This window comes from Methylotenera oryzisoli, assembly GCF_004661485.1.
In the GTDB taxonomy this organism is placed as follows: domain Bacteria; phylum Pseudomonadota; class Gammaproteobacteria; order Burkholderiales; family Methylophilaceae; genus Methylotenera; species Methylotenera oryzisoli.
Genome location: NZ_PQVH01000016.1, coordinates 1 through 25,867 on the forward strand (window position 1 = coordinate 1; position 25,867 = coordinate 25,867).

27 protein-coding genes are annotated in these 25,867 nt (G+C 46.6%); 16 read left to right on the plus strand and 11 right to left on the minus strand.

The features are described 5' to 3' along the window. Positions 1-236: nucleoside deaminase (locus C3Y98_RS12260; RefSeq protein ID WP_135278921.1), on the plus strand; the 236-nt coding region annotated here is incomplete at its 5' end. A gap of 57 nt (positions 237-293) precedes the next feature. Here the strand turns inward: C3Y98_RS12260 and C3Y98_RS12265 are convergent. The 6 genes from C3Y98_RS12265 to C3Y98_RS12290 form a co-directional block, all read right to left on the minus strand. Then, a complete protein-coding gene (locus C3Y98_RS12265; protein ID WP_135278923.1) occupies positions 294-983 on the minus strand; it encodes a Bax inhibitor-1/YccA family protein in 690 nt (229 codons plus the stop codon). 74 nt (positions 984-1,057) lie between these two features. Then, entirely contained in the window at positions 1,058-2,104 is a 1,047-nt protein-coding gene (gene nagZ, locus C3Y98_RS12270; protein WP_135278925.1) for a beta-N-acetylhexosaminidase, read from the minus strand. A gap of 12 nt (positions 2,105-2,116) precedes the next feature. Beyond that, entirely contained in the window at positions 2,117-2,908 is a 792-nt protein-coding gene (locus tag C3Y98_RS12275) for an ABC transporter permease (protein ID WP_135278927.1), read from the minus strand. A gap of 25 nt (positions 2,909-2,933) precedes the next feature. Continuing rightward, a complete protein-coding gene (gene nikB / locus C3Y98_RS12280) occupies positions 2,934-3,848 on the minus strand; it encodes a nickel ABC transporter permease (protein ID WP_135278928.1) in 915 nt (304 codons plus the stop codon). A 103-nt stretch (positions 3,849-3,951) separates the two neighbouring features. Then, positions 3,952-4,431 carry a L,D-transpeptidase gene (locus tag C3Y98_RS12285; RefSeq protein WP_135278930.1) on the minus strand — a complete coding sequence of 160 codons (480 nt, stop codon included), beginning with the start codon at positions 4,429-4,431 and terminating at the stop codon, positions 3,952-3,954. Then, positions 4,421-5,884 carry an ABC transporter substrate-binding protein gene (locus tag C3Y98_RS12290; RefSeq protein WP_209308798.1) on the minus strand — a complete coding sequence of 488 codons (1,464 nt, stop codon included), beginning with the start codon at positions 5,882-5,884 and terminating at the stop codon, positions 4,421-4,423. The genes C3Y98_RS12285 and C3Y98_RS12290 overlap by 11 nt, the downstream gene beginning before the upstream one ends. A 222-nt stretch (positions 5,885-6,106) precedes the next feature. Here C3Y98_RS12290 and ccoN point away from each other — a divergent pair, with 222 nt between their 5' ends. From ccoN to C3Y98_RS12335, 9 genes are all read left to right on the plus strand, one after another. Beyond that, entirely contained in the window at positions 6,107-7,543 is a 1,437-nt protein-coding gene (gene ccoN / locus C3Y98_RS12295) for a cytochrome-c oxidase, cbb3-type subunit I (RefSeq protein WP_015831669.1), read from the plus strand. A gap of 10 nt (positions 7,544-7,553) precedes the next feature. Continuing rightward, positions 7,554-8,180 carry a cytochrome-c oxidase, cbb3-type subunit II gene (gene ccoO, locus C3Y98_RS12300; protein ID WP_135278932.1) on the plus strand — a complete coding sequence of 209 codons (627 nt, stop codon included), beginning with the start codon at positions 7,554-7,556 and terminating at the stop codon, positions 8,178-8,180. A gap of 32 nt (positions 8,181-8,212) precedes the next feature. Then, positions 8,213-8,350 carry a cbb3-type cytochrome oxidase subunit 3 gene (locus tag C3Y98_RS12305; protein WP_135278934.1) on the plus strand — a complete coding sequence of 46 codons (138 nt, stop codon included), beginning with the start codon at positions 8,213-8,215 and terminating at the stop codon, positions 8,348-8,350. 62 nt (positions 8,351-8,412) lie between these two features. After that, the gene (gene ccoP, locus C3Y98_RS12310) at positions 8,413-9,327 is read left to right on the plus strand and encodes a cytochrome-c oxidase, cbb3-type subunit III (protein WP_135278936.1); all 915 of its coding nucleotides are present in this window, start codon (positions 8,413-8,415) and stop codon (positions 9,325-9,327) included. A 17-nt stretch (positions 9,328-9,344) separates the two neighbouring features. Further along, positions 9,345-10,790: a cytochrome c oxidase accessory protein CcoG gene (ccoG, locus tag C3Y98_RS12315; protein ID WP_135278938.1), complete on the plus strand. Its 1,446-nt coding sequence runs from the start codon at positions 9,345-9,347 to the stop codon at positions 10,788-10,790. A gap of 73 nt (positions 10,791-10,863) precedes the next feature. Then, positions 10,864-11,148: a FixH family protein gene (locus C3Y98_RS12320; RefSeq protein ID WP_135278940.1), complete on the plus strand. Its 285-nt coding sequence runs from the start codon at positions 10,864-10,866 to the stop codon at positions 11,146-11,148. 215 nt (positions 11,149-11,363) lie between these two features. Next, complete coding sequence (locus C3Y98_RS12325; RefSeq protein WP_135278941.1) at positions 11,364-13,742, plus strand: phosphoketolase family protein; 2,379 nt, start codon at positions 11,364-11,366, stop codon at positions 13,740-13,742. Then, a complete protein-coding gene (locus C3Y98_RS12330; protein WP_135278943.1) occupies positions 13,730-14,848 on the plus strand; it encodes an acetate/propionate family kinase in 1,119 nt (372 codons plus the stop codon). The genes C3Y98_RS12325 and C3Y98_RS12330 overlap by 13 nt, the downstream gene beginning before the upstream one ends. Positions 14,849-14,873: 25 nt before the next feature. Further along, positions 14,874-15,761: a universal stress protein gene (locus C3Y98_RS12335; RefSeq protein ID WP_135278945.1), complete on the plus strand. Its 888-nt coding sequence runs from the start codon at positions 14,874-14,876 to the stop codon at positions 15,759-15,761. 26 nt (positions 15,762-15,787) lie between these two features. Here the strand turns inward: C3Y98_RS12335 and C3Y98_RS12340 are convergent, their stop codons facing one another. Further along, positions 15,788-16,636: a radical SAM protein gene (locus C3Y98_RS12340; protein WP_135278947.1), complete on the minus strand. Its 849-nt coding sequence runs from the start codon at positions 16,634-16,636 to the stop codon at positions 15,788-15,790. 63 nt (positions 16,637-16,699) lie between these two features. Next, positions 16,700-17,431 (minus strand): fumarate/nitrate reduction transcriptional regulator Fnr, encoded by a 732-nt coding sequence (gene fnr, locus C3Y98_RS12345; protein ID WP_245234379.1) that lies wholly within the window; start codon positions 17,429-17,431, stop codon positions 16,700-16,702. A gap of 299 nt (positions 17,432-17,730) precedes the next feature. Here fnr and hemN point away from each other — a divergent pair, with 299 nt between their 5' ends. Further along, positions 17,731-19,179, plus strand: coding sequence for an oxygen-independent coproporphyrinogen III oxidase (gene hemN / locus C3Y98_RS12350; protein WP_135278951.1), 1,449 nt, complete (start codon positions 17,731-17,733; stop codon positions 19,177-19,179). Between the two features lie 215 nt (positions 19,180-19,394). Here the strand turns inward: hemN and C3Y98_RS12355 are convergent, their stop codons facing one another. Next, positions 19,395-19,880 carry a winged helix-turn-helix transcriptional regulator gene (locus tag C3Y98_RS12355; RefSeq protein ID WP_209308799.1) on the minus strand — a complete coding sequence of 162 codons (486 nt, stop codon included), beginning with the start codon at positions 19,878-19,880 and terminating at the stop codon, positions 19,395-19,397. Between the two features lie 277 nt (positions 19,881-20,157). On the opposite strand from C3Y98_RS12355, the gene C3Y98_RS12360 reads away from it, so the two are divergent. The 5 genes from C3Y98_RS12360 to C3Y98_RS12380 all read left to right on the plus strand — a co-directional run bounded on the left by C3Y98_RS12360 (position 20,158) and on the right by C3Y98_RS12380 (position 23,111). After that, positions 20,158-21,141 (plus strand): MBL fold metallo-hydrolase, encoded by a 984-nt coding sequence (locus C3Y98_RS12360; protein ID WP_135278955.1) that lies wholly within the window; start codon positions 20,158-20,160, stop codon positions 21,139-21,141. Position 21,142: 1 nt separating this feature from the next. Then, positions 21,143-21,415: an alpha/beta hydrolase gene (locus C3Y98_RS12365; protein WP_209308800.1), complete on the plus strand. Its 273-nt coding sequence runs from the start codon at positions 21,143-21,145 to the stop codon at positions 21,413-21,415. Between the two features lie 83 nt (positions 21,416-21,498). After that, positions 21,499-21,909: a hypothetical protein gene (locus C3Y98_RS12370; RefSeq protein ID WP_135278957.1), complete on the plus strand. Its 411-nt coding sequence runs from the start codon at positions 21,499-21,501 to the stop codon at positions 21,907-21,909. A gap of 61 nt (positions 21,910-21,970) precedes the next feature. Beyond that, positions 21,971-22,384, plus strand: coding sequence for a tautomerase family protein (locus C3Y98_RS12375; protein ID WP_135278959.1), 414 nt, complete (start codon positions 21,971-21,973; stop codon positions 22,382-22,384). Positions 22,385-22,493: 109 nt separating this feature from the next. Then, positions 22,494-23,111 (plus strand): flavin reductase family protein, encoded by a 618-nt coding sequence (locus tag C3Y98_RS12380; RefSeq protein WP_135278961.1) that lies wholly within the window; start codon positions 22,494-22,496, stop codon positions 23,109-23,111. 485 nt (positions 23,112-23,596) lie between these two features. On the opposite strand, the gene C3Y98_RS12385 is transcribed toward C3Y98_RS12380, so the two are convergent. Beyond that, positions 23,597-24,286, minus strand: coding sequence for an OmpW/AlkL family protein (locus tag C3Y98_RS12385; RefSeq protein WP_135278963.1), 690 nt, complete (start codon positions 24,284-24,286; stop codon positions 23,597-23,599). A gap of 151 nt (positions 24,287-24,437) precedes the next feature. Then, a complete protein-coding gene (gene rlmD / locus C3Y98_RS12390) occupies positions 24,438-25,814 on the minus strand; it encodes a 23S rRNA (uracil(1939)-C(5))-methyltransferase RlmD (RefSeq protein ID WP_135278965.1) in 1,377 nt (458 codons plus the stop codon). Positions 25,815-25,867 lie beyond the last annotated feature (53 nt).

Sequence of the window (25,867 nt, forward strand, 5' to 3'; positions counted from 1 at the left end):
TGGAGCCATGCGCAATGTGTGCTGGCGCAATCCAACACGCACGCATCGCTAAACTGGTGTATGGTGCCAGCGACCAGAAAACTGGCGCCTGCGGTAGTGTAGTTAACCTCATGGCTGAACAAAAACTCAACCATCACACCACGGTCGCCAGCGGCTTACTGGCTGACGAATGCGGCATGATGCTATCCAACTTCTTTTCTGAACGGCGTAAATTAGCAAAACTGCAGCGCCAATAAAAAACCCGCCGAAGCGGGTTTTTTAAAATCCAACGTATGTACTAACGCAATACATGATTAGTCATTACTGCCCATCAAGCCCATTAACAACTGTAACAAACTAGTGAACAAGTTGTAGATACTTAAGTACAGACCTAATGTTGCCATCACATAGTTAGTTTCACCGCCATTAACGATACGGCTAACGTCGTAAAGAATAAAGCCTGAAAACAAAATCACACCAATTGCAGACATCGCAAGCGCCATTGCTGGGATTTGTAAAAAGATATTAGCCAATGAAGCAACAATCATTAATACAATACCCACCATTAAAAACTTGCCCATAAAGCTAAAGTCTTTTTTGGTAGTAGTAGCAATACCAGCTAAGGTCATTAAGATGATGCCAGTACCGCCAGCCGCTAAGCCTACGATTTGTGCACCATTACTTAAATGCAAAGCATGTTGAAGGATTGGGCCAAGCAACATACCCAGCAAGAATGTTAAGCCTAATAAAATTACCACGCCTACACTGCTGTTACGGTTAGCTGCAATCGCAGCAAACAAGCCGTACATTACTGCCATTGCACCAATCGCGAACATAAATGGATGCTGCTGCGCAATAGAAAAATTAATACTCATACCAATAAATGCACCAATCACTGTTGGGATCATGGTCAGACCCAGCAAGGCGTATGTATTACGCAAAACACGATTGGTCGCTAACTCGGTCGATTCTGAACGACCTAGTACTGGAGTGTTATCTAACATTGTTTATTTCCTTATAATTAAAAATACACCTGAAGCTAAGATACCGATTTACGCATTAAGTTTCAAGGCTTTTATTAAGCGAACAACTCACCTTCTACAACACCCACCTGCGCAACTTGGTGCAGTGCACGTACGAAATCTGCACTTTCATGCAATCCATCCATGGATAATGGATGCTTATGCCCATGCATACGCGCTAAGCGGCTCAGACTTTGTGCTGAAATAGTCCAGCTAAGGTTATCTAACAGTTCATCTGCCATCGCGGGTTGATTGCATAGTAATACCATATCGCAACCCGCAGTAAGTGCCGCCAGTGCCCGCGTAGTTACATCACCGCCTGCTGTAGCGGCTTCCATGCTTAAGTCATCACTAAAAATCACACCATTAAAGCCTAGGCGTTCACGCAGTATTTTTTGTAACCAGCGTGGCGAAAAACCAGCAGGCTTACTATCCACTTTAGGGTAAATCACATGCGCAGGCATAATTGCCTGAATGCCATCATCAATCAACATTCTGAACGGCTGCATATCGTGTTGCGCAATTTGGTCAAAGTCACGTTCATCTACCGGCATACTCACGTGAGAGTCAGCCACCACAAAGCCATGCCCAGGGAAATGCTTACCCACAGCGGGCATCCCGCCTTTTTTCAAGCCCTGCATGAGCGCATAGGCTAGGTCGCTAATCGCTTGGGGGTTTAAATGAAACGCACGATCGCCAATCACCAGGCTATCGCCATAATCCATATCCAGCACTGGCGTGAAGCTAAAATCCACGCCATGCGCACGCAACTCTGCGGCCAAAATCCAGCCAGCTTCTGTCGCTAACTCTTTAGCCTTTTTAGGATTTTTATCCCAGATTTTGCCAAACTCACGCATAGGCGGGATTTTAGTAAAGCCTTCTCTAAAACGCTGTACGCGTCCACCTTCATGGTCCACTGCAATCAATAAGGGTGGCTGACGTACCGCGTGAATACTCGCAGTCAACGCCTTAAGCTGGGCATTGTTTTCATAATTGCGCTTAAATAGAATCACACCACCAACCAGTGGATGCTTCAAACGCCTAATGTCGTCATCGGTTAACTCTGTACCGACAACATCTAACATCACTGGACCTAAACTCATGCTATCTCTTTCTTAATCGGGTTTTCTAACATCTAAGGCGTCTCGTAGATAGTCTCCGCCTAGATTAATCGCTAAAATCAAACTCATCAAGCACCCACCTACAATCAGCACATAATGTGGTGCTATCAACATATAACGCACAGCATCTCTCAACATCGCACCCCAAGAGGCATCGGGTGCCTGAATCCCCAGCCCTAAAAACGACAAGCTGGCCTCGGCAATCATCACACTCGCTAAACTGTAAGTGGCTTCTACTACCAAAATGGATGCCAACAACGGCAAGATATGCCGAAACAGTAAGCGCGGCACCCCCGCCCCCAAAGACTCAGCCGCTATTACGTGCTGGCGATGCCGTAAACTCAAGGTCTGCCCACGGGTTAGGCGCGCATAACTCACCCAGCCAGTTAAGCATAGCGCTATCATTAAATTACCAAGCCCTGGCCCCAACACCGCGGCAAAAGCAATTGCCAATAAAATACCGGGGAATGCCAAAAAGATATCGGTAATCTGCATCAAAATTGCATCCACTCTGCCGCCGTAAAAGCCGGCCAGCAAGCCGACAAATACGCCTATTGCCATGGTCACGGCGGTAACGACCAGCGCCACCCATAGCGACACTTCGACCCCGCTTAACACACGCGCAAAAATATCGCGGCCTAAATCATCGGCACCGAACCAATGCTGCATAGTCGGCGCCTGTAAAATAACATTCAGGTCAATCGTATTAGCATCAAGCTGCAGCAGGTTCTTCGCCAGCACGGCAATCAACCATAGCGCTAAAATCGAATAAGATAAAAATTTCATCGAATGATCTTAACCTTTAGTTCTGCTACGCATGGCGTACTCTAGGGTCGGCTAATCTGTATAAAATATCGGTCAACAGATTGACCAGCACATAACTTAAAGCCACAATCAGCACACATGCCTGCGTAACTGGATAATCACGCTTTTCTATACTTTCCACCAACAAACGGCCAATACCATCCCAGCTAAAGATCGTTTCAGTAATCACAGTGCCGGCAAGCAAACTGCCCATCTGCAAGCCTACAATGGTAATGATCGGCAATAACGCAGCACGCAAGGCATGGCGCAAAATCACGGTTCGCTCACTTAAGCCCTTGGCACGCGCAGTGCGAATATAATCATCGTTTAGCACTTCCAGTAAACTGGTGCGCGTCATCCGCGTCAAAATAGCGCTTAGGCCAAACCCTAAGGTAATGGCTGGCAAAATAATAGACGTGCCTGTATCCATGCCGCTCACGGGCAACCAACCTAGCCACACCGCAAAAATCAGCATCAGCACAGGCCCCAGCCAAAACGCAGGCATCGCAGATAAGCGCACAGAAACGATAGTGACCACAAAGTCTTGCCAGTGTCCGGCTTTAAGTGCCGCAAACACACCTAACGGCACACCGATCACAATACCAATCAGCAAAGACAGCAATGCCAACTTTACGGTGGCAGGATAGCGTGCCTTGATTAACTCAACAATCGGCGTTTGCGTATGTATAGACTGCCCAAAATCCCCCTGCATCAGCTTTGCCACATAGTGGCCAAACTGCTGAATCAGCGGCTGATTTAGTCCTAAGTCGGCACGTAAGGCTGCGCGATCCGCCATGTTAGCAGACTCACCTAACATCACATCGACAGGGTCACCCGGTACCAGATGAATCAATAAAAAAGTAAGCAGCAATACGCCAAAAATGACGATGAACAGACTGGTTAAACGTTGGATGATACCCATCAGTACTTCTCGTTAAACCAATAAACATGGGTAATCAATGACAATCGCTTTGGACAAACGGATATCAGCTCACAAGATATGCGCATTAAACTAGCCATGTGTATTAATCAGTAATCAGCACATTAGTGCCAACTTCAACTAAATCAAACAGTTCAACGATATCTACGTTGCGCATACGGATGCACCCATGCGACTCGGGCTTGCCTACGGCAACACTATCAGGCGTGCCATGGATATAAATATAACGCTGCATGGTATCTACATTGCCCAAGCGATTTTTGCCAACTTCACGGCCAGATAGCCACAAAATACGTGTCAGTATCCAATCACGTCCAGGGAACTCCGTCATCAGTGCAGGGGTGCAAATTTCACCAGTGGGCCTACGCCCAACAAACACAGTATTGATGGGTTGATCACTGCCAATTTTGGCGCGAACCACATGCGCGCCAATAGGCGTGCAGCCGCTATTTTTCTCGCAGCCTACGCCATTAGCCGCAGTAGAGATCACATAACTCGCTTTGACCGTGCCTTGCGCATCCAACAACGTCAAGCGCTGCTGCGAAATAGAAATATTAATCTGCATAAGCGCTTATTGTAGCTAAATCATCCCAATTACCATCTGGTTTTGGCGCGTAGTTACTAATTTTTTTATTCAACACTGCAAACTGTCCCTCATACCATAGCGGAATATAAGGTAGCTGCTCGTGTATCCTTTGCGTGGCGCCTTGCCAATCTTCTTTTGCTAGCAGGCTATCCAATTTCATATCAGAGAATCTGCCCCGATTAAATCCATTAGGTGGCACGCTATTGGTATTAAACGCCTTAGCGTAAATTTCAGGGGTTTTAATGCCAACCCAAGTTAAACCATATAGTTGAAAGTTTCCATGCTGTACATCTTCAAAAAAGGTACCCCAATCCAGACTGCGAATTTCCAGTGCAATACCTGCCGGGCGCATCTGCGCCTGCAGTATTGTTGCAATCCGCACTCGCTGTGCATCGGTAGAGGTTTTATAAACTAACTTTAGCGGCAAGCTGACCCCAGCCTCGCGGAGCAACTGTTGAGCTAAGGCTGGGTTGTAATCATAGGCGGCCAAGCTGGCATTCCCAGCATAATGCTCGGGCGGTAGAATTGCTCCCGCAATACGAGTGTGGTTCACCATCACTTTTTCAATCAATGCAGGTCGGTCAATGGCATGCGCAATGGCTTGCCTGACTTTGAGTTTACTTAACACCGGGTCTTGCGTGTTTAAACCTAAATATGAGTAGTTCATCCCGACACTGGTCTTTACCGTGACCTCTGACTTGGTTTGCAAGTACTTGACCAACTCTGCTGGCAACTCACCCTGCAACAAGTCGGTTTCGCCACGCAGCAGCTTTAATACACGCACGGTCGGGTCTTTTACTTCACTGAGCGCGATAATTTGGCCATCGGCAACTCTACGCAATATCAATTTGTTATTTTTCTCAACAAACGCCAGCGGCCCGCTACCTACCGGATAGCGTGCAAAATCATGCTGCTGCTCAAGTAATGGCTTGGGCATGATGCCAATAATCAACTTGGCCACAAAGTGAGGATCTGGCTGTTTGAGATGAAAAGTTAAGCGGTCTTGATCATGCACCACGATATTTTGAATATTGGCATACTCTGCACTAAGCGGAGAGTTTGCCAATTGCGTGATAGCGTCATAAGTGGCTTTTACATCTGTCGCATTGAGCGGTAACTGGTTATGAAATGCCGCGCGCGGCGACTTTAAAGTAATGAGATATTCGGTAGCGCTCAGCATCTGCCATGTGGCCAATTTGGGGCTAGGCTTAAAGTGCTGATCAAAATCTACCAGGGGTTGATAAATTAAGCGAATCACGCGCTCGGAAGCTGCGTCTGTAGCCACCCGCGGATCTAAACTTAATGGCGCTTGAGATAGCGCAAAATGAATAGGCTGATGGCTATTACCATGCTTATTTTCATGCTTGCTTTCAAGCCCGCAAGCACTCAACTGCAAAACGCAAATTAGCAATAAAACGTTAAAAAATCTCATGCGTATCAGTTTACTTGATTTATAAAAATAAGGATTCAAGCGGATGCTAAAAACGCAGACTTTATCTACGGAGATTCAGAAAATATTACATTTTTAGCCCATCAATCACCGCCGATTTGATTTGCATCAAATGCCATTGCCTCAAGCTGCGACAAAATGCCACGTGTAGAACTAGCACTAAATTATTAATGGCACTTTAAAAGCACTTTGGGGGAGAACTAAATGCAAGTCTCGCATTCGCAATCAAACACGTACAACGACTCAGTTGTACGGCAATTTTCTATCATGGCCGTGGTTTGGGGCGTGGTCGGCATGTTGGTGGGCGTGATTATCGCCGCGCAACTTGTTTGGCCTGAACTTAATCTGGGCCTACCTTGGACCAGCTTCGGACGCTTGCGTCCACTACACACAAATGCAGTTATTTTTGCATTTGGCGGCTGTACTTTATTTGCTACCTCGTACTATGTGGTGCAAAGAACCTGTCACACCACTTTATTTTTACCATCATTGGCAAAATTTACATTCTGGGGTTGGCAAGCAGTGATTGTAGCAGCAGCAATTTCATTACCTTTAGGTTTCACCCAAGGTAAAGAATACGCTGAGCTAGAGTGGCCAATTGACTTACTGATTGCCGTTGTTTGGGTTTCTTACGCGATTGTATTCTTTGGCACGATCGGCACACGTAAAGTAAAACACATTTATGTAGCAAACTGGTTCTTTGGCGCATTTATCCTGACCGTTGCTTTATTGCACATTGTTAACAGCGCGGCAATGCCTGCCAGTTGGATGAAGTCATACTCAGCTTACGCTGGTGTACAAGATGCAATGGTGCAATGGTGGTATGGTCATAACGCAGTTGGCTTCTTCTTGACTGCTGGCTTCTTGGGCATCATGTACTACTTTATTCCTAAGCAAGCTGACCGCCCTGTGTACTCATACAGCTTATCTATTGTGCACTTTTGGGCATTGATTTTCACTTACATGTGGGCGGGTCCTCACCACTTACATTACACCGCTTTGCCTGACTGGACACAATCATTAGGTATGGCGTTCTCATTGATTTTATTAGCACCAAGCTGGGGTGGCATGATCAACGGCATGATGACTTTATCTGGCGCATGGCACAAATTACGTACTGACCCTATTTTGCGCTTCTTAATCGTTTCATTGTCTTTCTACGGCATGAGTACGTTTGAAGGACCAATGATGGCGATTAAAACCGTTAACTCACTTTCACACTACACAGATTGGACCGTAGGTCACGTGCACTCTGGTGCTTTAGGCTGGGTTGGCTTGGTTTCTATGGGTGCGCTTTACTACATGGTGCCACGCTTGTTTGGTCAAAAACAAATGCACAGCATCAAGGCAATTGAGCTGCACTTCTGGTTAGCAACAGTGGGCATTGTGCTTTACATCGCAGCACTTTGGATTTCTGGCGTGATGGAAGGCTTAATGTGGCGTGCAATCAATACTGATGGCACATTGACTTACACCTTTGTTGAATCAGTAAAAGCCAAACATCCTTACTACATTATCCGTATGTTAGGCGGCCTACTATACCTCAGCGGCATGACCATCATGTTGTGGAACGTTATTAAAACAGCAACCAATGGCAAAGCTGCTACGGCGACCATTCCTGCCGTTGCTGCTCACGCTTAAGGAAACAATCATGTCAAATCAAGATACAAATACTGGCTTCAGCCACGAAAAAATTGAGACCAACAACTTCCTGATGATCGTACTGATATTGGTAGTGGTTGCTTTTGGTGGCTTGGTGGAAATTGTACCGTTGTTCTTTCAAAAATCCACCACAGAACCTATCAAAGGCTTAGAGCCATACTCAGCAGTACAGCTCGCCGGCAGGGACATTTACATTCGTGAAGGCTGCTATAACTGCCACTCACAAATGATTCGTCCATTCCGTGCCGAGACTTTGCGTTATGGCCACTACTCAGTTGCTGGTGAGTTTGTTTACGATCACCCATTCCAATGGGGCAGCAAACGTACTGGCCCAGATTTGCACCGTGTTGGCGGAAAATATAGCGATGAATGGCAACGCATACACTTAATCAACCCACGCGATCTAGTGCCGGAATCTATCATGCCAGCCTACCCTTGGCTTGAAACCAACAAAGTGGATGCCAGCTCACTAGCGCCTAATATGCGTGCATTACGCGCAGTGGGTGTGCCATACACAGACGCACAAATTTCCAGTGCAGCTGAGGAAGCTAAAGGCGTTTCAGAGTTAGATGCAGTGATTGCCTATTTGCAAGTATTGGGCACGCATCTTAAATAGCCTATAAATTTTAATGAATAAGGAGCAATACCATGGATATCAATACGTTACGAATTATTGCCACGATTGCTAGCTTTGCCGTGTTTGTCGGCATCATGGTATGGGCTTGGAAACGCCGCAATACATCAGAATTTAAAGATGCAGCTAACCTGCCCTTTACTCATGATTAAAGTTTAAACGTCTAAATAAAAACTTTTTAAAACTTCATCACAGAAGTTTAGAGGAAAACAAAATGAGTGACTTTACCAATAGTTTTTGGCCAATATTTATTACGGTAATCTCTTTGGCCGGCGTATTTGGTTGTGCATTATTACTATGGCTGACCAGCAAAATTAAAGCGAACAGTCCTAATGGTGACAATACCAATGGCCATGTATGGGATGAAAATCTACGTGAAATGAACAACCCATTACCGCGCTGGTGGGTATGGATGTTTATTATCACCATCGTGTTCTCATTGTTTTACTTTGTTTCTTATCCATCACTGGGCGCCAACCCAGGTAAGTTAGGTTGGACACAAGCAAAACAATACGAGCAGGAAATGGCAGTTGCTAACGCAAAAATTGCCCCGCTTTATGCAAAATATGCGGCCATGCCGATTGATCAGTTAGCTGGCAATAAGGAAGCAAAAGCCATCGGCGAACGTTTGTTTATGAACAACTGTGCGCAATGCCATGGCTCTGATGCTCACGGTAGCAAAGGCTTTCCTAACTTAACGGATAACGATTGGATTCATGGCGGCAGCCCTGAAAAAATCACCGAAACCATCACCAATGGACGCATTGGTATGATGCCGCCAATGGCAGCTGCCGTAGGTAATGAAGAAGACGTAAAAAATGTTGCCAACTATGTGTTGAGCATCTCAGGCAACAAGCATGACAGTGCACGAGCTGCATTAGGTAAAGAGAAATTTGCCGCTTGTGCTGCCTGCCATGGTGCAGATGGTAAAGGCAACCAAGCGATTGGCTCTCTTAACTTAACAGACGGTATCTGGTTGCATGGCGCTGGTGAGGAGGCGATTATCAAACGCATTAATCATGGCATCACTAACCAAATGCCGGCACAGTCAGCTAAATTCTCACCTGAGCAAATTCATGTATTAACTGCTTACGTGTGGGGCTTATCTAACAACGCTAATCATCAATAAAAGTATTATTTACTAACATGAGAAGCTCAAACAACCTGAAGGCCTCAACAAATACAGATGCACCTAAAGAGGCCGCTGTAATCCATTTGTACGCTGCGGCGGAGAAAATATATCCACGCAGCACCTTCGGGTTTTTTACAAAATGGCGCTGGGCCATGATATGGCTCACCCAAATTGTTTTTTACGGTACACCTTGGATAGAATGGGGTAACCGCCAAGCCTTATTATTTGATTTAGAAGCCAAACGCTTTTACATCTTTAATCTAGTGCTATATCCGCAAGATCTGATTTACCTCACTGCAATTCTTATTATCTCCGCACTCTCATTGTTTCTGTTTACGGCGATTGCCGGCCGCCTATGGTGTGGATACACCTGCCCTCAAACGGTATATACCGAGATATTCCTCTGGATTGAAGCAAAAATTGAAGGCGATCGTGCCGCCCGCATCAAATTAGATAACGCCGGCTTATCAAGCCAAAAACTGATTAAAAAAAGTAGCAAACATTTTGTATGGATAGCACTGTCACTATGGACTGGCTTTACCTTTGTTGGATATTTTTCACCTATCCGTGAATTAGGCTCTGCCGTCGTTAACCTAGGGCTTGGTCCTTGGGAAACGTTCTGGATTGGTTTTTATGGTTTTGCCACCTACGGCAATGCCGGCTTCATGCGTGAACAAGTGTGTAAATATATGTGTCCTTATGCTCGCTTTCAAAGTGCCATGTTCGACGATGACACTTTGATTGTGACATACGATGAAGCACGTGGAGAGCCGCGTGGTAGCCGCTCACGCAAAGCAGATTTAACCAATCAAAACTTAGGTTCATGTATTGATTGCAGTATGTGTGTGCAGGTATGCCCTACCGGCATTGATATCCGCAAAGGTTTACAGTACGAGTGTATTGGCTGCGGGGCATGCGCTGACGTATGCGACACTGTCATGGATAAAATGGGCTATGACCGTGGTTTAATCAAATACTCTACACAAACCGCCATCGTTAACGGCTGGTCACATACGCAAATGTTAAAGCGTATTATGCGACCTCGCGTGATGATTTACGCCGCTGTACTAGTGTTGCTAGTGATAACGCTATGCACAAGTCTGTGGCTGCGAGACCCATTTAAAGTTGATGTGATTCGCGACCGCGGCGTCATGGCGCGCTTGGCTGAGGGCGGCATGCTAGAAAACGTATATCGTCTGCAGATTATGAACGCAACGGAGTCCGCGCAACACTATCAATTAAGCGCCACCGGGCTTGATGGCCTCGTAGTGCAATCGGATGTATTAGATGCTAACCGTACCGTAATAGTCAATGCGGCTGAGACTCGCGGAGTACCGGTCAGGCTGCAAATTCCGGATGGTTCAGTCAAATCTGGATCACATGCAGTGGCATTTAGCATCCATGCAGTAGAAGATGACGCTACCGTAACCGAAAAATCAATTTTTCTAGTTCCTAGGTAACTTTAATATCTAGATAGTTTTAGGTAATTAATAACGCAATCACTCATGTTATTTATAGCAAGCAAAGGCAATCATGAACTATATCAACAACAATGACTTAGACACTGAGGCGCCATCCAAAGCATGGTGGTATTATGGTCACATGTGGTTAGTGGTGGGTGGGCCATTAACCGTGGTGGTAGCATCATTTATTACCCTCTACTTTGCCATTAAATTACCAGACCCGGTAGTTGATGCAGATTACTATCGTAAAGGCATTGAAATTAACAAAACATTAGAGGGAAGACACGATGGTTTGGTGCCAGCCATTCAAGGGCGCAACCATGCGGCTACTGGCATAAAACCCAGTCAACCTTAGCACCAATCACGCTAGCTAAAATCAGCCATCACTATCATATTAAAGTTAAGTGGCGCTTAAGCTAATGTCATTTTGCATCCGATGTCTTCATTGCTTTTCATCTCAATAAAGCAGTCAAAAAAATCTGCTAGCATTGTCCATCAACTAGATGCATGATGTTAATCACCACTAGTAGATATATTTAGTTGATTAATAGGCTTAAAGGAGTATGACCGATGAGCGAAAAAGCAGACACTAACCTACTATCTACCCAAGAGCTGACACTGATTCATCGTTACTGGTGTGCATGTAACTACTTGTCTGCAGGCATGATCTATCTGCGCGACAACCCCCTTCTAAAGCAACCTCTGAAACCAGAACATATCAAGCAACGTTTACTTGGCCATTGGGGCTCTAGCCCGGGCTTAAGTTTTGCTTATGTACACATTAATCGATTAATCAAAAAATATGGTCTTAGCGCTATTTTCCTCGCAGGTCCAGGGCATGGCGCACCTGGGGTATTAGGTCCCGTTTATCTGGAAGGCACTTACAGTGAGGTTTACCCCAATAAAAGTGAAGACGAAGAAGGCCTGCAACACTTTTTTAAAGAGTTCTCATTCCCTGGTGGGATAGGCAGCCATTGCACTCCTGAAATGCCAGGCTCGATTCATGAAGGTGGCGAACTAGGCTACAGTATTTCACATGCGTTTGGCGCAGCCTACGATAACCCGGATTTACTGGTGACGGTGATGGTTGGCGATGGCGAATCTGAAACGGGCCCACTTGCTACCTCTTGGCACTCAAATAAATTCCTTAACCCCATACGCGATGGCGCTGTGTTGCCGATACTCCATCTCAATGGCTACAAAATTAACAACCCAAGCATACTATCCCGTATTTCGCATGATGAACTAAAGCATCTATTCATGGGCTATGGATGGACACCTCATTTCGTAGAGGGTAGCGACCCTAGTTTAATGCATCAGAACATGGCCGCGACACTAGAACGATGTGTTCAGGAAATTAAATCAATCCAGAAAACAGCACGTAATACTAACAATCCCAAGCGTCCACTATGGCCGATGATTGTATTGCGTAGCCCTAAAGGATGGACTGGCCCACAAGAGGTTGATGGTCATAAGGTAGAAGGTTTCTGGCGGGCGCATCAAGTGCCGATGAGCAACATCAAGGATAACCCGCAGCATCTGCAACAATTAGAGGCTTGGCTGCGTAGCTATCAACCAGAACAGTTGTTTGATGAAAATGGTCGATTAAAGGCTGAATTAAAATCACTCGCCCCACAAAAAGAACAACGCATGAGCGCAAACCCTCACAGCAATGGTGGGCTGCTGCGCAAGGCGTTACGTATGCCAGACTTTAGCGATTACGCGGTTGCATTAGAGGCGCCAGGCAAGCTTTCTTCCCCCAATACCAAACCCTTAGGTAAGTTCTTACGCGATATCATGCAAAAAAACATGCATAACTTTCGCGTATTTGGCCCAGATGAAAACAGCTCAAATAAGCTGGATGACATCTATGAAGTGAGTAAAAAAACCTGGTTGGCTGATTACCTGCCAGAAGATGCCGATGGCGGTGAGCTATCTCCTGACGGACGCGTGATGGAGATGCTGTCTGAACATACTGTTGAAGGCTGGTTGGAAGGCTATTTACTGACAGGTCGCCACGGCTTCTTCTCAACTTACGAGTCTTTTGTGCATGTCATTGACTCCATGTTTAATCAACATGCCAAATGGCTAGCGATGTCTAAAGATGTGCCATGGCGCGCGCCGATATCTTCTCTCAATTTGCTGATTACCTCTACCGTGTGGCGGCAAGATCACAACGGATTCACACATCAAGACCCAGGTTTTTTAGACATAGTGGTTAACAAAAGCCCGGAGGTTACCCGCATTTATTTGCCGCCCGATGTGAACTGCTTACTATCAGTGGCAAACCACTGTCTCAACAGCACAGATTATATTAATGTGATTGTGTGCGACAAACAAAAGCATCTTCAATATTTAAATATAGACGCGGCCATTGAGCATTGCACCAAAGGCTTAGGTATATGGGATTGGGCAAGTAACGACCAAGGTGAAGAGCCAGATTTAGTCATGGCGTGTGCAGGCGACATCCCGACCAAAGAAGCACTGGCGGCAACTTCGTTATTACGCGAGCACTTTCCAACACTTAAAGTGCGCTTCATTAACGTTGTAGACCTGTACAAATTATCACCTCAAATCGAGCATCCTCACGGCTTATCTGATCGTGAATTTGATAGCTTATTTACCACGAACAAACCCATTATCTTTAACTTCCACGGCTACCCATACTTGATCCATCGCCTTGCCTACCGTCGCACCAATCATGGCAACCTGCATGTGCGGGGCTACAAAGAAAAAGGCAGCATCAATACACCATTGGAGCTCGCTATACAAAATCAGATTGATCGATTCAGCTTAGCGATTGATGCGATTAACCGCATTCCATCTTTGCAAAAAATTGGCGCGCATGTTCAAGAAAAGCTACGTAACAGACAGATTGAGTGTTGCAGATACGCCTATGAACACGGTGTTGACTTACCGGAAGAAGATGAATGGTCATGGAAACACTAAACACACTTACCATCAATTGCGGCTCGTCCAGCCTCAAGGCCAGCCTGTTTTTGGCAGATGGTCAGCGTATTAACTATTGTTACAGACAAACGCCTGATCATCATGGCAACTATCATGCTGAAGCGTTTGAGCATTTACTGCGTGACTTAAAAAACTCGCCACTTTATGCCAGCAAGCCAACATTAATGCCTACGCTACTGATTGGTCACCGTTTTGTGCATGGTGGAGACATTGCTGAAGCCGCCAGAATTATTGATGCCAGCGAACGTAGTCGACTTGAAAGCATCACGCATTTAGCGCCACTCCATATGCCAAGTAATCTGCAAGGTGTAGATATTTGCACTCAGGCATTTGCACATCAGTTTAAATTAATCCAAGTTGCCTGTTTTGATACAGCCTTTCATCACACACTTTCTGAGCTAGCTTATCGTCTGCCTATACCCAAAGCACTCGACTATCGACGTTACGGCTTTCATGGGCTAAATTATGCCAATATTGCAGGGCAACTAAGACAGCACCTTGGTACAGCTGCAAATGGCCATATTGTGATTGCCCACCTTGGCAGCGGTGCCAGCTTATGCCTGATTAAAAATTTACGCTCTATTGATACCAGCATGGGCTACTCGCCTGCCGGCGGCATCCCTATGGCAACTCGTAGTGGAGATATTGACCCAGGCGTCATGTTAGAACTCGCCAAAAAATATGACGATCAGGCCTTATCAACACTGGTTTATCAAAAAATGGGCTTACTGGCACTTTCCAATGGCGAAAGTAGCGATATGTCGACACTGATTACAAGCAACAGCGTACAAGCCAAGTTCGCAATTGCATTTTTTACCAGACAAGTAAGAGCGGCAATCGGCGCATACGCGGCTAAAGTGGGCGGTATTGATGCCATCGTCTTTACTGGCGGCATTGGGGAGCACTCTGCGTTAATCCGCAGTATGATTTGTGAGCATCTTGAGTTTATGGGGTTTAAACTAGATATTGAAAAGAATCAGGAACATGCCACAATATTAAGTAACGCAGATTCAAAACCAATTTTGATGATTCCGGCGGATGAGGAAGCCGAAATTGCCAGATTAGCGCATAGCTTCAGTCATTAAGCACTGCTTTATTGAGGAGAATAACATGCTACCCATTACCCATGTAGTTGTAGGTACAGACTTCTCTGCCGAGGCGGACTTAGCGGTAAATCGTGCGGCCTCAATCAGCAAAGCACTCGGCGCCAAACTGCACCTGATCCATGTCGTGCATCCACTTGATTTATACGCAGGCTCAGAGCTTTCATTCAGTTTTCAAACGCACTATCAACAAGCACAACAAGAGATAGTGAAAACTCAAATTGATACATTGGCATTTAAACTTCGAGAGCAATTTAATATCGCCGTAGAAACCGCAACCCGCATAGGCCGAGCGCATACGGAAATCTCCAATTATGCAGAGCAAGTCCATGCAGGACTGATTGTAGCAGGCGCACAGGGACAACACACATTAGTCGAAAAGTTATTGGGATCCACCAGCGCACGGCTGATGGCAGTTTCAAAAAGCGCTATCTTGATTGTTAAAAACAAAGAGATCACTACACCGCCATATCGTCATGTGATCGCTGCGGTGAACTTCTTAGCTGGCGCAGAAAATGTCCCCACCATGACACGGACTATTGCCCCTGATGCACAAATTGAAGGCTTACTGATATTTGACACCAATCAGGAGGCACACATGTATAAAGCCGGGATGAACGAAACCCTGTTACAGCAATACCGCACTCAGGCATTAGCAGATGCCGATCATAAGTTAAGTGCAATTTTTAATGAACAAACACTCGGTAAAAAAGTATCAAGAACTATACTTTCAGGCTACCCATCGCAAAGCATTTGTAGCCATGCAGAAGCACAACATGCAGACTTAATCACACTGGGTAAAAATGAAAAAAGTGGTCTTGAAAACTGGCTGCTTGGCAGCGTGAGTAAAGGTGTTGCTTATGCTGCGGGGTGCGATGTACTGCTGGCTAACTAGCCACATTTACCTATCACTGAACAGCATCAAGGGCTTACATACACAGTCATACCGCACTCTCGGATACGCTGCGCCACTGCTTCTAGCCATTCAGCAGGCAAGCGTGACAGTCTATCCACTTCAGCCTGCTCTGAACGACGCGCAAGCCCATAAAGATGCACGCCTTTAATCACATCTTTTGCCTGACTAATCAAGGCAAGATAGTCGCTGATATCCGCTTCACTTGGCGGTACGCCATCTAACGAGAACATGCAGGTTTGTATAAAGGTTGGGCAAGCCTCTGCACATTGTCTCAACCGTTGTAAATGACTCTCAGGATTAAGGTTAACGTCATTCACGCGTGCGATAGCAGCTTTAGAGCCACCGTCCACCTTAAACCAAACCTCACCATTCAGTGTTGCCAGATGCTTCATGCTCTCCAGCACCAAAGGCTTATCCATCAAACTGCCGTTGGTAATAAGGCGTACTTTAATTTTGCCAAGCAAGTCAAAATCACGCAGTACGTTCTCCACCAATGTCAGCACTTGTGGAAACTCTTTCGCGCTAGTGGGCTCGCCATTTCCAGAGAATGCAATGTCTTTAAGCTGACGGTCGCCTTCTTGAACATGACGTTGCATAAAATCACCATGCAGCAGGTCATGCAGAAAGCCTCGCAACTCTTGCTCTAATATATTCAGCTCAATTGGCGGCGGCGATCCGCGCGTCAGGTTAGGCACATTGCAGTAGATACAACGCCAGTTACAGGCATTATTGACATTCAGGTTGATACCGACAGACACGCCACCTGCGCGCCGTGAAATCACCGGGTAAATGTATTTGAGCCCCACTACATCACGGTTATGATCAGTAGTGGTTAGATGAATTTTTGTGGTCATGCAGGAGTCGTTACTTTTAAATAGCAAATGACTTGAAGCTCGTCATTAAAATTACGTGAGGCTTTACAATAAAGTTTGTGGATTGAATATTTTTTTCAACGCTTCTGGTGCCAGAATTTTGACGTAACGCTGTTTTACTTCAATAATGCCGTCCTCACTAAATTTAGAAAAAGCACGGCTCACGGTTTCTAATTTAAGGCCCAGATAACTGCCGATTTCTTCACGCGTCATCCGTAGTACCAATTCAGATTGAGACAACCCTCTGGCATGCAGGCGCTGCAAAAGGTTAAGCAAAAACGCTGCTAAACGCTCTTCTGCACGCATATTACCTAGCAACATCATCACACTATTCTCACGCACGATTTCACGGCTCATAATTTTGTGTACATGCCTTTGTAGCGCTGGTAACTCACGCGACAGGTCTTCCACCGTGGCAAACGGCATCACGCAGACTTCTGCATCTTCTAACGCTACCGCATTGCAGTTATGGCGATCACTCACGATACCATCCATGCCAATAATTTCACCCGCCATTTGAAAGCCAGTCACTTGCTCGCGGCCATCTTCACTGGTCACACAGGTTTTAAAAAAACCAGTACGGATGGCATACAGCGAAGTAAATGTATCCCCGCTATTAAATAACAACTCCCCCTGCTTAACCCGGCGGCGCTTTTCAACGACCTCATCGAGCCTTTTCATTTCATCCACATTGAAGCCAACCGGCATGCAAAGCTCGCGCAGATTGCAATTAGAACAAGCGACTTTAATGGCTTCTAGATTTAAAACAGGTTGCATACTGTGCCCATTCATACGATTTCATTAAATATACCGCTTTCGGCAGTTTGTCGCCAGTGAATTAAATAATCGTTACTGCATAATTATCTTTTGATGTGTATCAAAGGCTTTTGCTTATAGTGATGGCAAAGTATAGCCCTGCAGTTTGCCCTGTAAATATTAGGTTTTCATCGTAAAAAGAATGCGCTGTCGCTAGGCAAACTGCAGTAAAGCAACTCATTTAGAGTTCAATTAAACGCCATTGAGCAGAGTGCATTTTATATTTACAGGATAAACCAAACGGTTTAGGAGTCACAATCATGGTTGCCAACAACACAATCAACTTTCCTAGCAATCAACCTACCAATAAGCAGGTTGCAGCAAAAAGCACGCTACCGACACTCACCCCAGAAACCTTACAAAAATTTGACGTTTCCGGGCCTAGATACACCTCTTACCCCACGGCAGACCGCTTTGTAGAGGCGTTTACTGAGGAGTCTTATAAGCAGACGCTAGCACAGCGCAGGATTGGCGGCTTAACACTGCCGCTCTCAATTTATGTGCATATTCCATTTTGTGAATCACTGTGCTTTTTCTGTGCATGTAACAAAATAGTGACTAAACATCACGAGCGTAGCGTAGAGTATTTAAGATATCTAAGCCGCGAAATTGATTTGCACATTGAGCATTTAGGCGCAGGACAAACTATATCTCAACTGCATTTAGGCGGTGGCTCCCCTACATTTTTCAGTGATGAAGAACTCAGTGAACTGATGGCGATGATACGCCGCAGCTTTGTGTTAGCCCCGAATGGCGAATACTCAATTGAGGTTGATCCCCGCACCGTGAACGAACAGCGCTTGGCACATTTAGCCTCACTTGGTTTTAATCGCCTAAGTTTTGGTGTGCAGGATTTTGACCCTGAAGTGCAAAAAGCCGTGCATCGCATCCAGCCTGCGGAACAGGTGTTTTCATTAGTGGAGGCCGCACGGCGCTTAAAGTTTGATTCAGTCAACGTGGATTTGATTTATGGCTTACCTAAGCAGTCACCAGAGTCATTCTCAAAAACCTTAGCGCAAATTGTAGAGCTAAGGCCAGAAAGAATCGCGCTATATGCTTATGCACATCTGCCAGAGCGCTTCAAACCACAACGCAGAATCGACACTTATGAGTTACCTGCAGCATCTGCAAAAATAGCGATGCTATCCAACGCCATTGCCACATTCCTTAACGCAGGTTACGTGTATGTGGGTATGGATCATTTCGCCCTACCTACTGACGCACTAGCAATCGCCAAACGCCAAGGGAGATTGCATAGAAACTTCCAAGGCTATAGCACACAGCCAGACTGCGATTTAATCAGCCTAGGCGTTTCTGCCATTGGCCGCGTAGGGGCAACTTACAGCCAAAATGCAAAAACATTAGAAGAGTATTACGACTACCTTAACCAAGGCAGATTCCCTATCGTGCATGGCTTGGCACTGACCCGAGATGACTTGGTACGCCGTGCGGTCATCATGGCTATTATGTGCCAAGGGGAGTTGCAATATGAAGCGATTGAGCTTGCCTACATGATTAACTTTAAACAATACTTTGCCACTGAACTAGAAGCACTTAAAGAGCTAGAAAAAACCGGCATGGTCACGTTAGATGAAAATAGCCTGCAAGTGACCGATTTTGGCTGGTTTTTTGTACGTGCGGTAGGCATGGTATTTGACCGTTACCTACAAACCGACCGCAATCGCGCTAGGTTCTCAAAAATCATTTAAATACTTATCTAGCTCAACTATTTAAAGCTCCAAATAAAAGCCTAGCTAAATTAGCTAGGCTTTTATTTATCAAGCATTTTGTAGGATCTATTTTATTTTCGAAGTTTCTATTTCAATAAAAGAATAGATTAACTGTACAGTTATATTGCTTTATCTAATGGTTGCTTTCGGCCCAAAGCAGTCATTAAATGTATCTCATGACGCAAAAATAAGTATTAATTTGCGAGTGCTTTCTCGTCGTCGGCGCTCAGTTCGTCCAATACTGAGCGTGCCGGACGCGGTGCACCGAGGTGTAGGTAACGGAGTTCATCCATAAAGGCACTCCAAAGTGAAGGGCCTCCCTTTTCCAGCCGCTCGGCCCGCAAAGATGCTTCCTTACTCGGATGTGTATGCCGAAGACCCCATGCAGCCATCTGTGCTAGCAGAGGGACAAGCTGTATGGCCGCTTCCGTGAGGCTATAGATACCTTTCTGCTGATGATTCGGATCAGGAGATCGTGTCAACAGGCCTGACGCGGCCAGGTGCTTCAGCCGGCTTGCGAGGATGTTCGAAGCAATGCCTTCCTCGTTTTGCTCCAGCAAGTTGCCATAGCTACGTCGATTCCCGAACATGACATCGCGTATAACGATCAGACTCCAGCGGTCGCCGATCTGCTCAAGCGTCAGGTTGATCGGGCAGCCCGATCGTCTTGTTTGTTGCACAGCAATTCTCCTTTAATTTCCACTTGCATTATGCAAGCATTAGGAATAATATACAACCACTTGCACTTTGCAAGTTAATAGAGATGCTAGCGGATCGACAAATTAATCGAGCATGTTTGCGGCTTTTATCCCTGGTACGGCGTCAATTCGGCCGCTCAGGTAGTAGCCGGAAAGGTGGCAACCACAACACGTCACGATGAACCGACGTTCTGCTAAAGATCAATACGTATGTACGTGTGCGTACATACCTCACCATACACAATAGATAGGAAACACTATGAAACTCTCTACCATCACTTCGCGTACCTTGCTCGCGGTGTCGTTAGCATTCGCTAGCACCTTAGTTGCTGTAGTACCGGCCCAAGCTGCTGCACCGATGCAGCACAAGCAGGTTGCCGGCTTCTATCGCACGATGATTGGCGACTATGAAGTTACCGCTCTCCATGACGGTGGCGGCCTAATTGATTCAAATCTATTGCATGGCGACCCGGCACTCATCCAGTCCCTATTGGCTCGCTCCTTCGAAAGCGACCCCAAGAATGTCTCTGCTACCGTCCAAGGCTACCTCGTCAACACCGGATCCAAGCTTGTTCTCATCGATACTGGTTCAGGCGGTCACTGGGGGCCTCCCACTTTGGGTAATCTCGTGCAGAATCTGAAGGCCTCCGGCTACAAGCCGGAGCAGGTTGATTTGGTGCTGCTAACCCATCTTCACGGTGACCATGCTGGCGGAATCTACAAAGACGGCAAACGCGTTTTCCCGAATGCGACCGTGATGATGAAGAAGGCCGACGCCGACTTCTGGCTGTCGAAGGAAATCATGGCCAAGGCCCCGGAAGATGCAAAGGTCTTCTTCAAAATTGCACAAGATGGGGCAGCGCCTTATATGGCTGCAGGTAAATGGAAGACTTACGAAGGCATGGACGAAATCGCCCCCGGCATTGCACCTTATGCCATTCCTGGGCACACACCAGGCCACACTGGCTACATGATTTCCTCGAAGGGTCAGTCTCTGCTGGTCTGGGGCGACGTAGCTCATGTCGGGGCCGTCCAGATGCCACACCCGGAAATTAGCATTGTGTTCGACTCGGACAGCGAATCGGCAGTCAAAACACGTGAAGCTCTTATGGTGAAGCTCGCTACGGACAAGACCATGATTGCTGCAGCTCACATGCCGTTCCCTGGTCTTGGGCGTCTTCGCGAAGCTGACAACGGCGTTGGCTACGACTGGGTGCCGGTGACCTTCTTTAACCTGAAGTGAGATGAACCATGACTTAAAGGACCCGCGCATCACACCCATGTTCGCCGACATGCACGGTTTTCCTCCACTGCTCATCCATGCCGGAAGCGACGAAGTACTTCTAGACGATGCGCTGGAAATTGACCGCAAGGTTCGCGCGGCAGGCGGCGAGTTGCATCTTGAGGTCTGCCGGGAGATGCTGCACGTCTGGCACATTCAGACAGGCTCTTTGCCTCAGGCCCACGACGCGCTGCAGAGAGCCGGCGAGTTTCTCATCGGGCACCTCGAGAGGTAGCATGCGCGCGCACTCTGCGAAGACGCAGACACTCGATATGAGATTGTAATGACTACTGACAACACATTAGATAGGAGATTGCAATGACTACTAACACCAACACGCTGGGAACGGCATGGATGCAAATCGTCATGAAGAAAGGAACCAGCGACTTCGCGACGTCGTTTACCGCTGACGCCAGCCTTCAGACCTCGGCACTCAGTAAAGCAGTGATCGGCCCGACACTCATCGGGGCATTCTTTACCGCGACGAGTACGATGTACGAACACTTCGTGTTCACTGCGGAGACGGTTGACGGTGCGAAGACTTACCTTGAGTGGGATGCCATCCACGATGGCAAGCCAGTCGCTGGAGCCACCATCATCACTCGTAATGAGTCTGGACTTATCGCCAACATCAAGCTTTTCCAGAGCCCGTTTCCCATCGTTCGTGAGTTCTCGTCTGGCCTCAAGGAGCGACTCGAAGGAACACTCGACCAGGACTTTTTTAGCTAAGCCGGGAAACAGCTCACGTCATCGCCTCATTTAACCTGAACAACACAAAAAGGTAACACTCATGCCAATATTTCACGCCTACATTCCGGCTCAAAAGTTCTCCAGCGAAGAAAAGCGAGCTCTGGCAGATGCCTTAAATCTCGCGCTTCATGAAGCCATGGATACGCCGATGGATGACCGTTTCGTCATCATCAGTGAGCACAAGGACGATGAGTTCTTCATCCATCCGACTTTTCCTGACCTGAAGAGATCCGACAAGCGCATGCTCGTAACGGTGACGTCCGGCACGAGCAGGACGGTGGAGCAGAAACGCAAGCTCGCGAAGTTGGTCACCCGATACGTAGTAGAAAAGGTTGGCGTCAGCCAAGACGATGTCACCCTGCTGATGTATGCTATTCCCTTGGAGAGCATGAGCTTCGGCGGTGGCAAGCTGGTCTCAGACATCGACCTTTCTATGCCTTGGGTAAATAAGTAGGAAGACAAAGCTGAAGCGGGGTAGCGTAATTGACTTGAAACGGATATTTCATTCGTTTCTGAAGCGTGGTGGCTGTATTCCTTGCGCCCCTACCAAAAGAGGTAAAACTATGACCGACTGGCATTTCTACGAACCGGCGCAGGGGCATTCCCTGCGTCACGATCCGCTTAACGCCATCGTCGCTCCGCGACCGATCGGCTGGATCAGCACAGTCTCTAACGACGGCGTGCGAAACCTTGCGCCCTACAGCTTCTTCAACCTGTTCAGCTACAAGCCGCCGATTGTCGGCTTTTGCTCGCTTGGTGCGAAGGACTCGCTCGCCAACGCGCGTGACACCGGCGAGTTCGTCTGGAATCTGGCGACGCGAGAGCTCGCCGAGGCGATGAACACCTCCGCGGCGATGGTGCCAGCGAACGTAGATGAGTTCGAGTTAGCCAAGTTGGAGACGCTGTCTTCTGCCAAGGTGCGGCCATCGCGCGTTGCGGCTAGCCCGGTGCAGTTCGAGTGCGTGGTCACCCAGATCGTGCAGCTTGAGGCGCAGGGCGGCACGGCGCTCCCGGCGTGGCTGGTGTTGGGGGAAGCAGTAGCGATCCACATTAACAGGCAACTGATCAAAGACGGTGTGTACCAGACTGCGCAGGCGCACCCGATCCTGCGCGGCGGTGGGCCGGCCGACTACTACGAAATCGGCGCGGGGCAGCTCTTCACGCTTGAGCGACCGGGGTGATTGACTTGGCGTTGAGCGACCTGAGCAGAAGGGTGAAAGGCGCGAGCTGTCGCTTAGCTAATTCGGGGGCAACCTAATAGATAAAACAGTACATTTCACATGTCATTAATGAGGGTTGAACTATTTCTGGATGACTGCTTTGGGCCGAAACTGGCTACTGGTTCGATATAACGCCATAATAATAAAAGCCCTTATATGGACTCTTGTTACTTGTTGAAATCTAATTTTTTGAGAAAAATATAGAAATCAGTGAGAACCTACACACTTGCAATCCATAGCAAGCTAAAAGTTGCATCCTAATCTACACTGCAAGCTTAAGCACCCATCTACTCATAACGCGATATCATATCTCACTATGCTAGCGTAAATATGCATCTATGACGCAAGCCTACCGACAATAAAAAAAGCCCCTGCTACGAGTAACAGGGGCAAACGTGGAGGCCTACAAACTTGTTAAATGACTGAGTATTAACTCATCACTATATTTAGAATTTTTTACCGATACCGATACCAAATACCCATGGGTTGATATCTAGTGAGTCAATTTTTGTCCAGCCACTTGCTGTCTTCAATTTAACGGTTGTATCAATCGTCACGTATTTAACGTCAGCATTAATCAACCAGCCGTCTTTCAAGTTAACATCAACACCAGCTTGCAATGCATAACCCCAGCTATCGTTATCCACTTTGATTTTTGAACCAGCTAAGGCATTTTGTCTAATGTTAAGCTTTTTATCCAAGAAGTTAGTGTAGTTAATACCAGCACCCACATATGGATCGATGGTTTGGTCAGGATTAAAGTGCCATTGTGCAGTCAATGTTGGTGGCAAAGCATCTACGCTACCCAATAATTGATTACCAACTGTTGCGTTGGCATCACCTTTGATACTCACATCATGTTTAGAGCCAGTCGCCAAGATTAATTCAGCAGCGATGTTTTTTGTGATGTAGTAAGAAATATCCAGCTCAGGAATCGTGTGGCTGTCCACAGACAACTCAGCACCCGGTGACATTACGTTAGCTACGTTTTTGTTAACGGTTTTACCCAATTTACTATCTTCATTTGGGCTAACATTAGCAGCACGCACACGCACTACCCAGTCACCTGCTTCGGCTTGCGCTAACATTGGGGCAAATACAGCAGCGATTGCTAACACTAATACTGACTTCTTCATTTTTTTCTCTCCACTTAAAAATAAATTAACTAATGTAAATTCGATGGACGAATTATATTGAGCTAATTTCAGATGCATTTTGATTTGCATCAAGTGAAGCGCTGCTAGTCAGAAATTGTTGCCGTTTTACAACGGCAACTTGAGATGTATATCAGTGTTTAAGCGTAAATAAAGCGATAGACTCGACATGCGCCGTGTGCGGGAACATATTAATGACGCCAGCTGCTTTTAATTGGTAGCCTTTTTCATTCACCAACACACCCGCATCGCGTGCCAAAGTGGCTGGGTTGCAAGAGACATAAACGATAGACTCAGGCTGATTGCTAGTATCTAGTGCTTTAACTAATTCAAACGCACCATCACGCGGTGGGTCAACCAGCCACTTATCAAAACGCCCTAAACCAGTTAAAGCTTCAGGTGTCATTTTAAACAAGTCAGCTACGCCAAATTTAACGTGATTAATCGCATTTAACTGCGCGCTCTCATTGGCACGCTCAACCAGATTAGCCAACCCTTCCAAGCCCAACACCTGTGCACCGCTGCGTGCGATAGGCAGTGTAAAATTACCAATTCCACAGAAGAAGTCGGCAATCTTCTCATGTGCCTGTGGTGCAAGTAGCTGCATGGCACGGCGTATCATCACCTGATTAATTTGTGGGTTTACTTGCGTAAACTCGTTCGGTTTGAACGGATAAGTTAAGCCAAACTCCGGCAGGCTATATTGCAACTGACTGCCGCCTAATGGATAAAACGGCTTAATGGTGTCTGGCCCTTTGCTTTGTGTCCAAACCTGCACACCATGCTCATCTGCAAACGCTTTCAGCAGAGCCTCATCTTGCGCGGTTAACGGTGCCATAATGCGCAGAATCAACACCACTACAGACTTACCGGTTTGTGCCGTTGCGTCGGGTTCACCCACCGCTAATTCGATTTGAGGTAATTTATCTCGAATGCTTAATTGCACGATCAAATCTTGCAGTGGTGCGATTAAAGCAGAAACTTCCGGCACTAATACTTCACAACTATTCATGTCCGCAACAAAACGTGTGGATTTTTCATTAAAACCAACCAATACACGCTGTTTCTTCTCTACGTATTTAACACTTAAGCGTGCCTTGTGGCGATAACCCCATGTTGGGCCATAGAGTGGTGGCAGCATGTTTTCGGCTTTCACTTTACCGATATGCCATAAATCACTCTCAAGCAAGCGCTGCTTGGTGGCAACCTGCGCGGCAAAATCCAAGTGTTGTAATTTACACCCGCCGCACACACCAAAGTGCGGGCACTTAGGCGTGACGCGCTGGTTAGACTGTTTTAACACCTCCACCACATTCGCCACTTCGTAGCTCGGCTTAATCCGCTGCGATTGGAAAGTAACTTTTTCACCCGGCAATGCGCCATCCACAAAAATCGTTTTACCCTCAAAATGGGTAACGCCACGCCCCTCTTGGTCTAGTGATTCAATCACAGCAGTTAGGATTGGTGCTGGTACATTTTCAGCTTGCGCCTTATTTCTTCGTTTTCTCATAGGCTAAATTTTACCGCAGAGCTTGTGTTAGAGGAAATTATCTTATTTTGCTA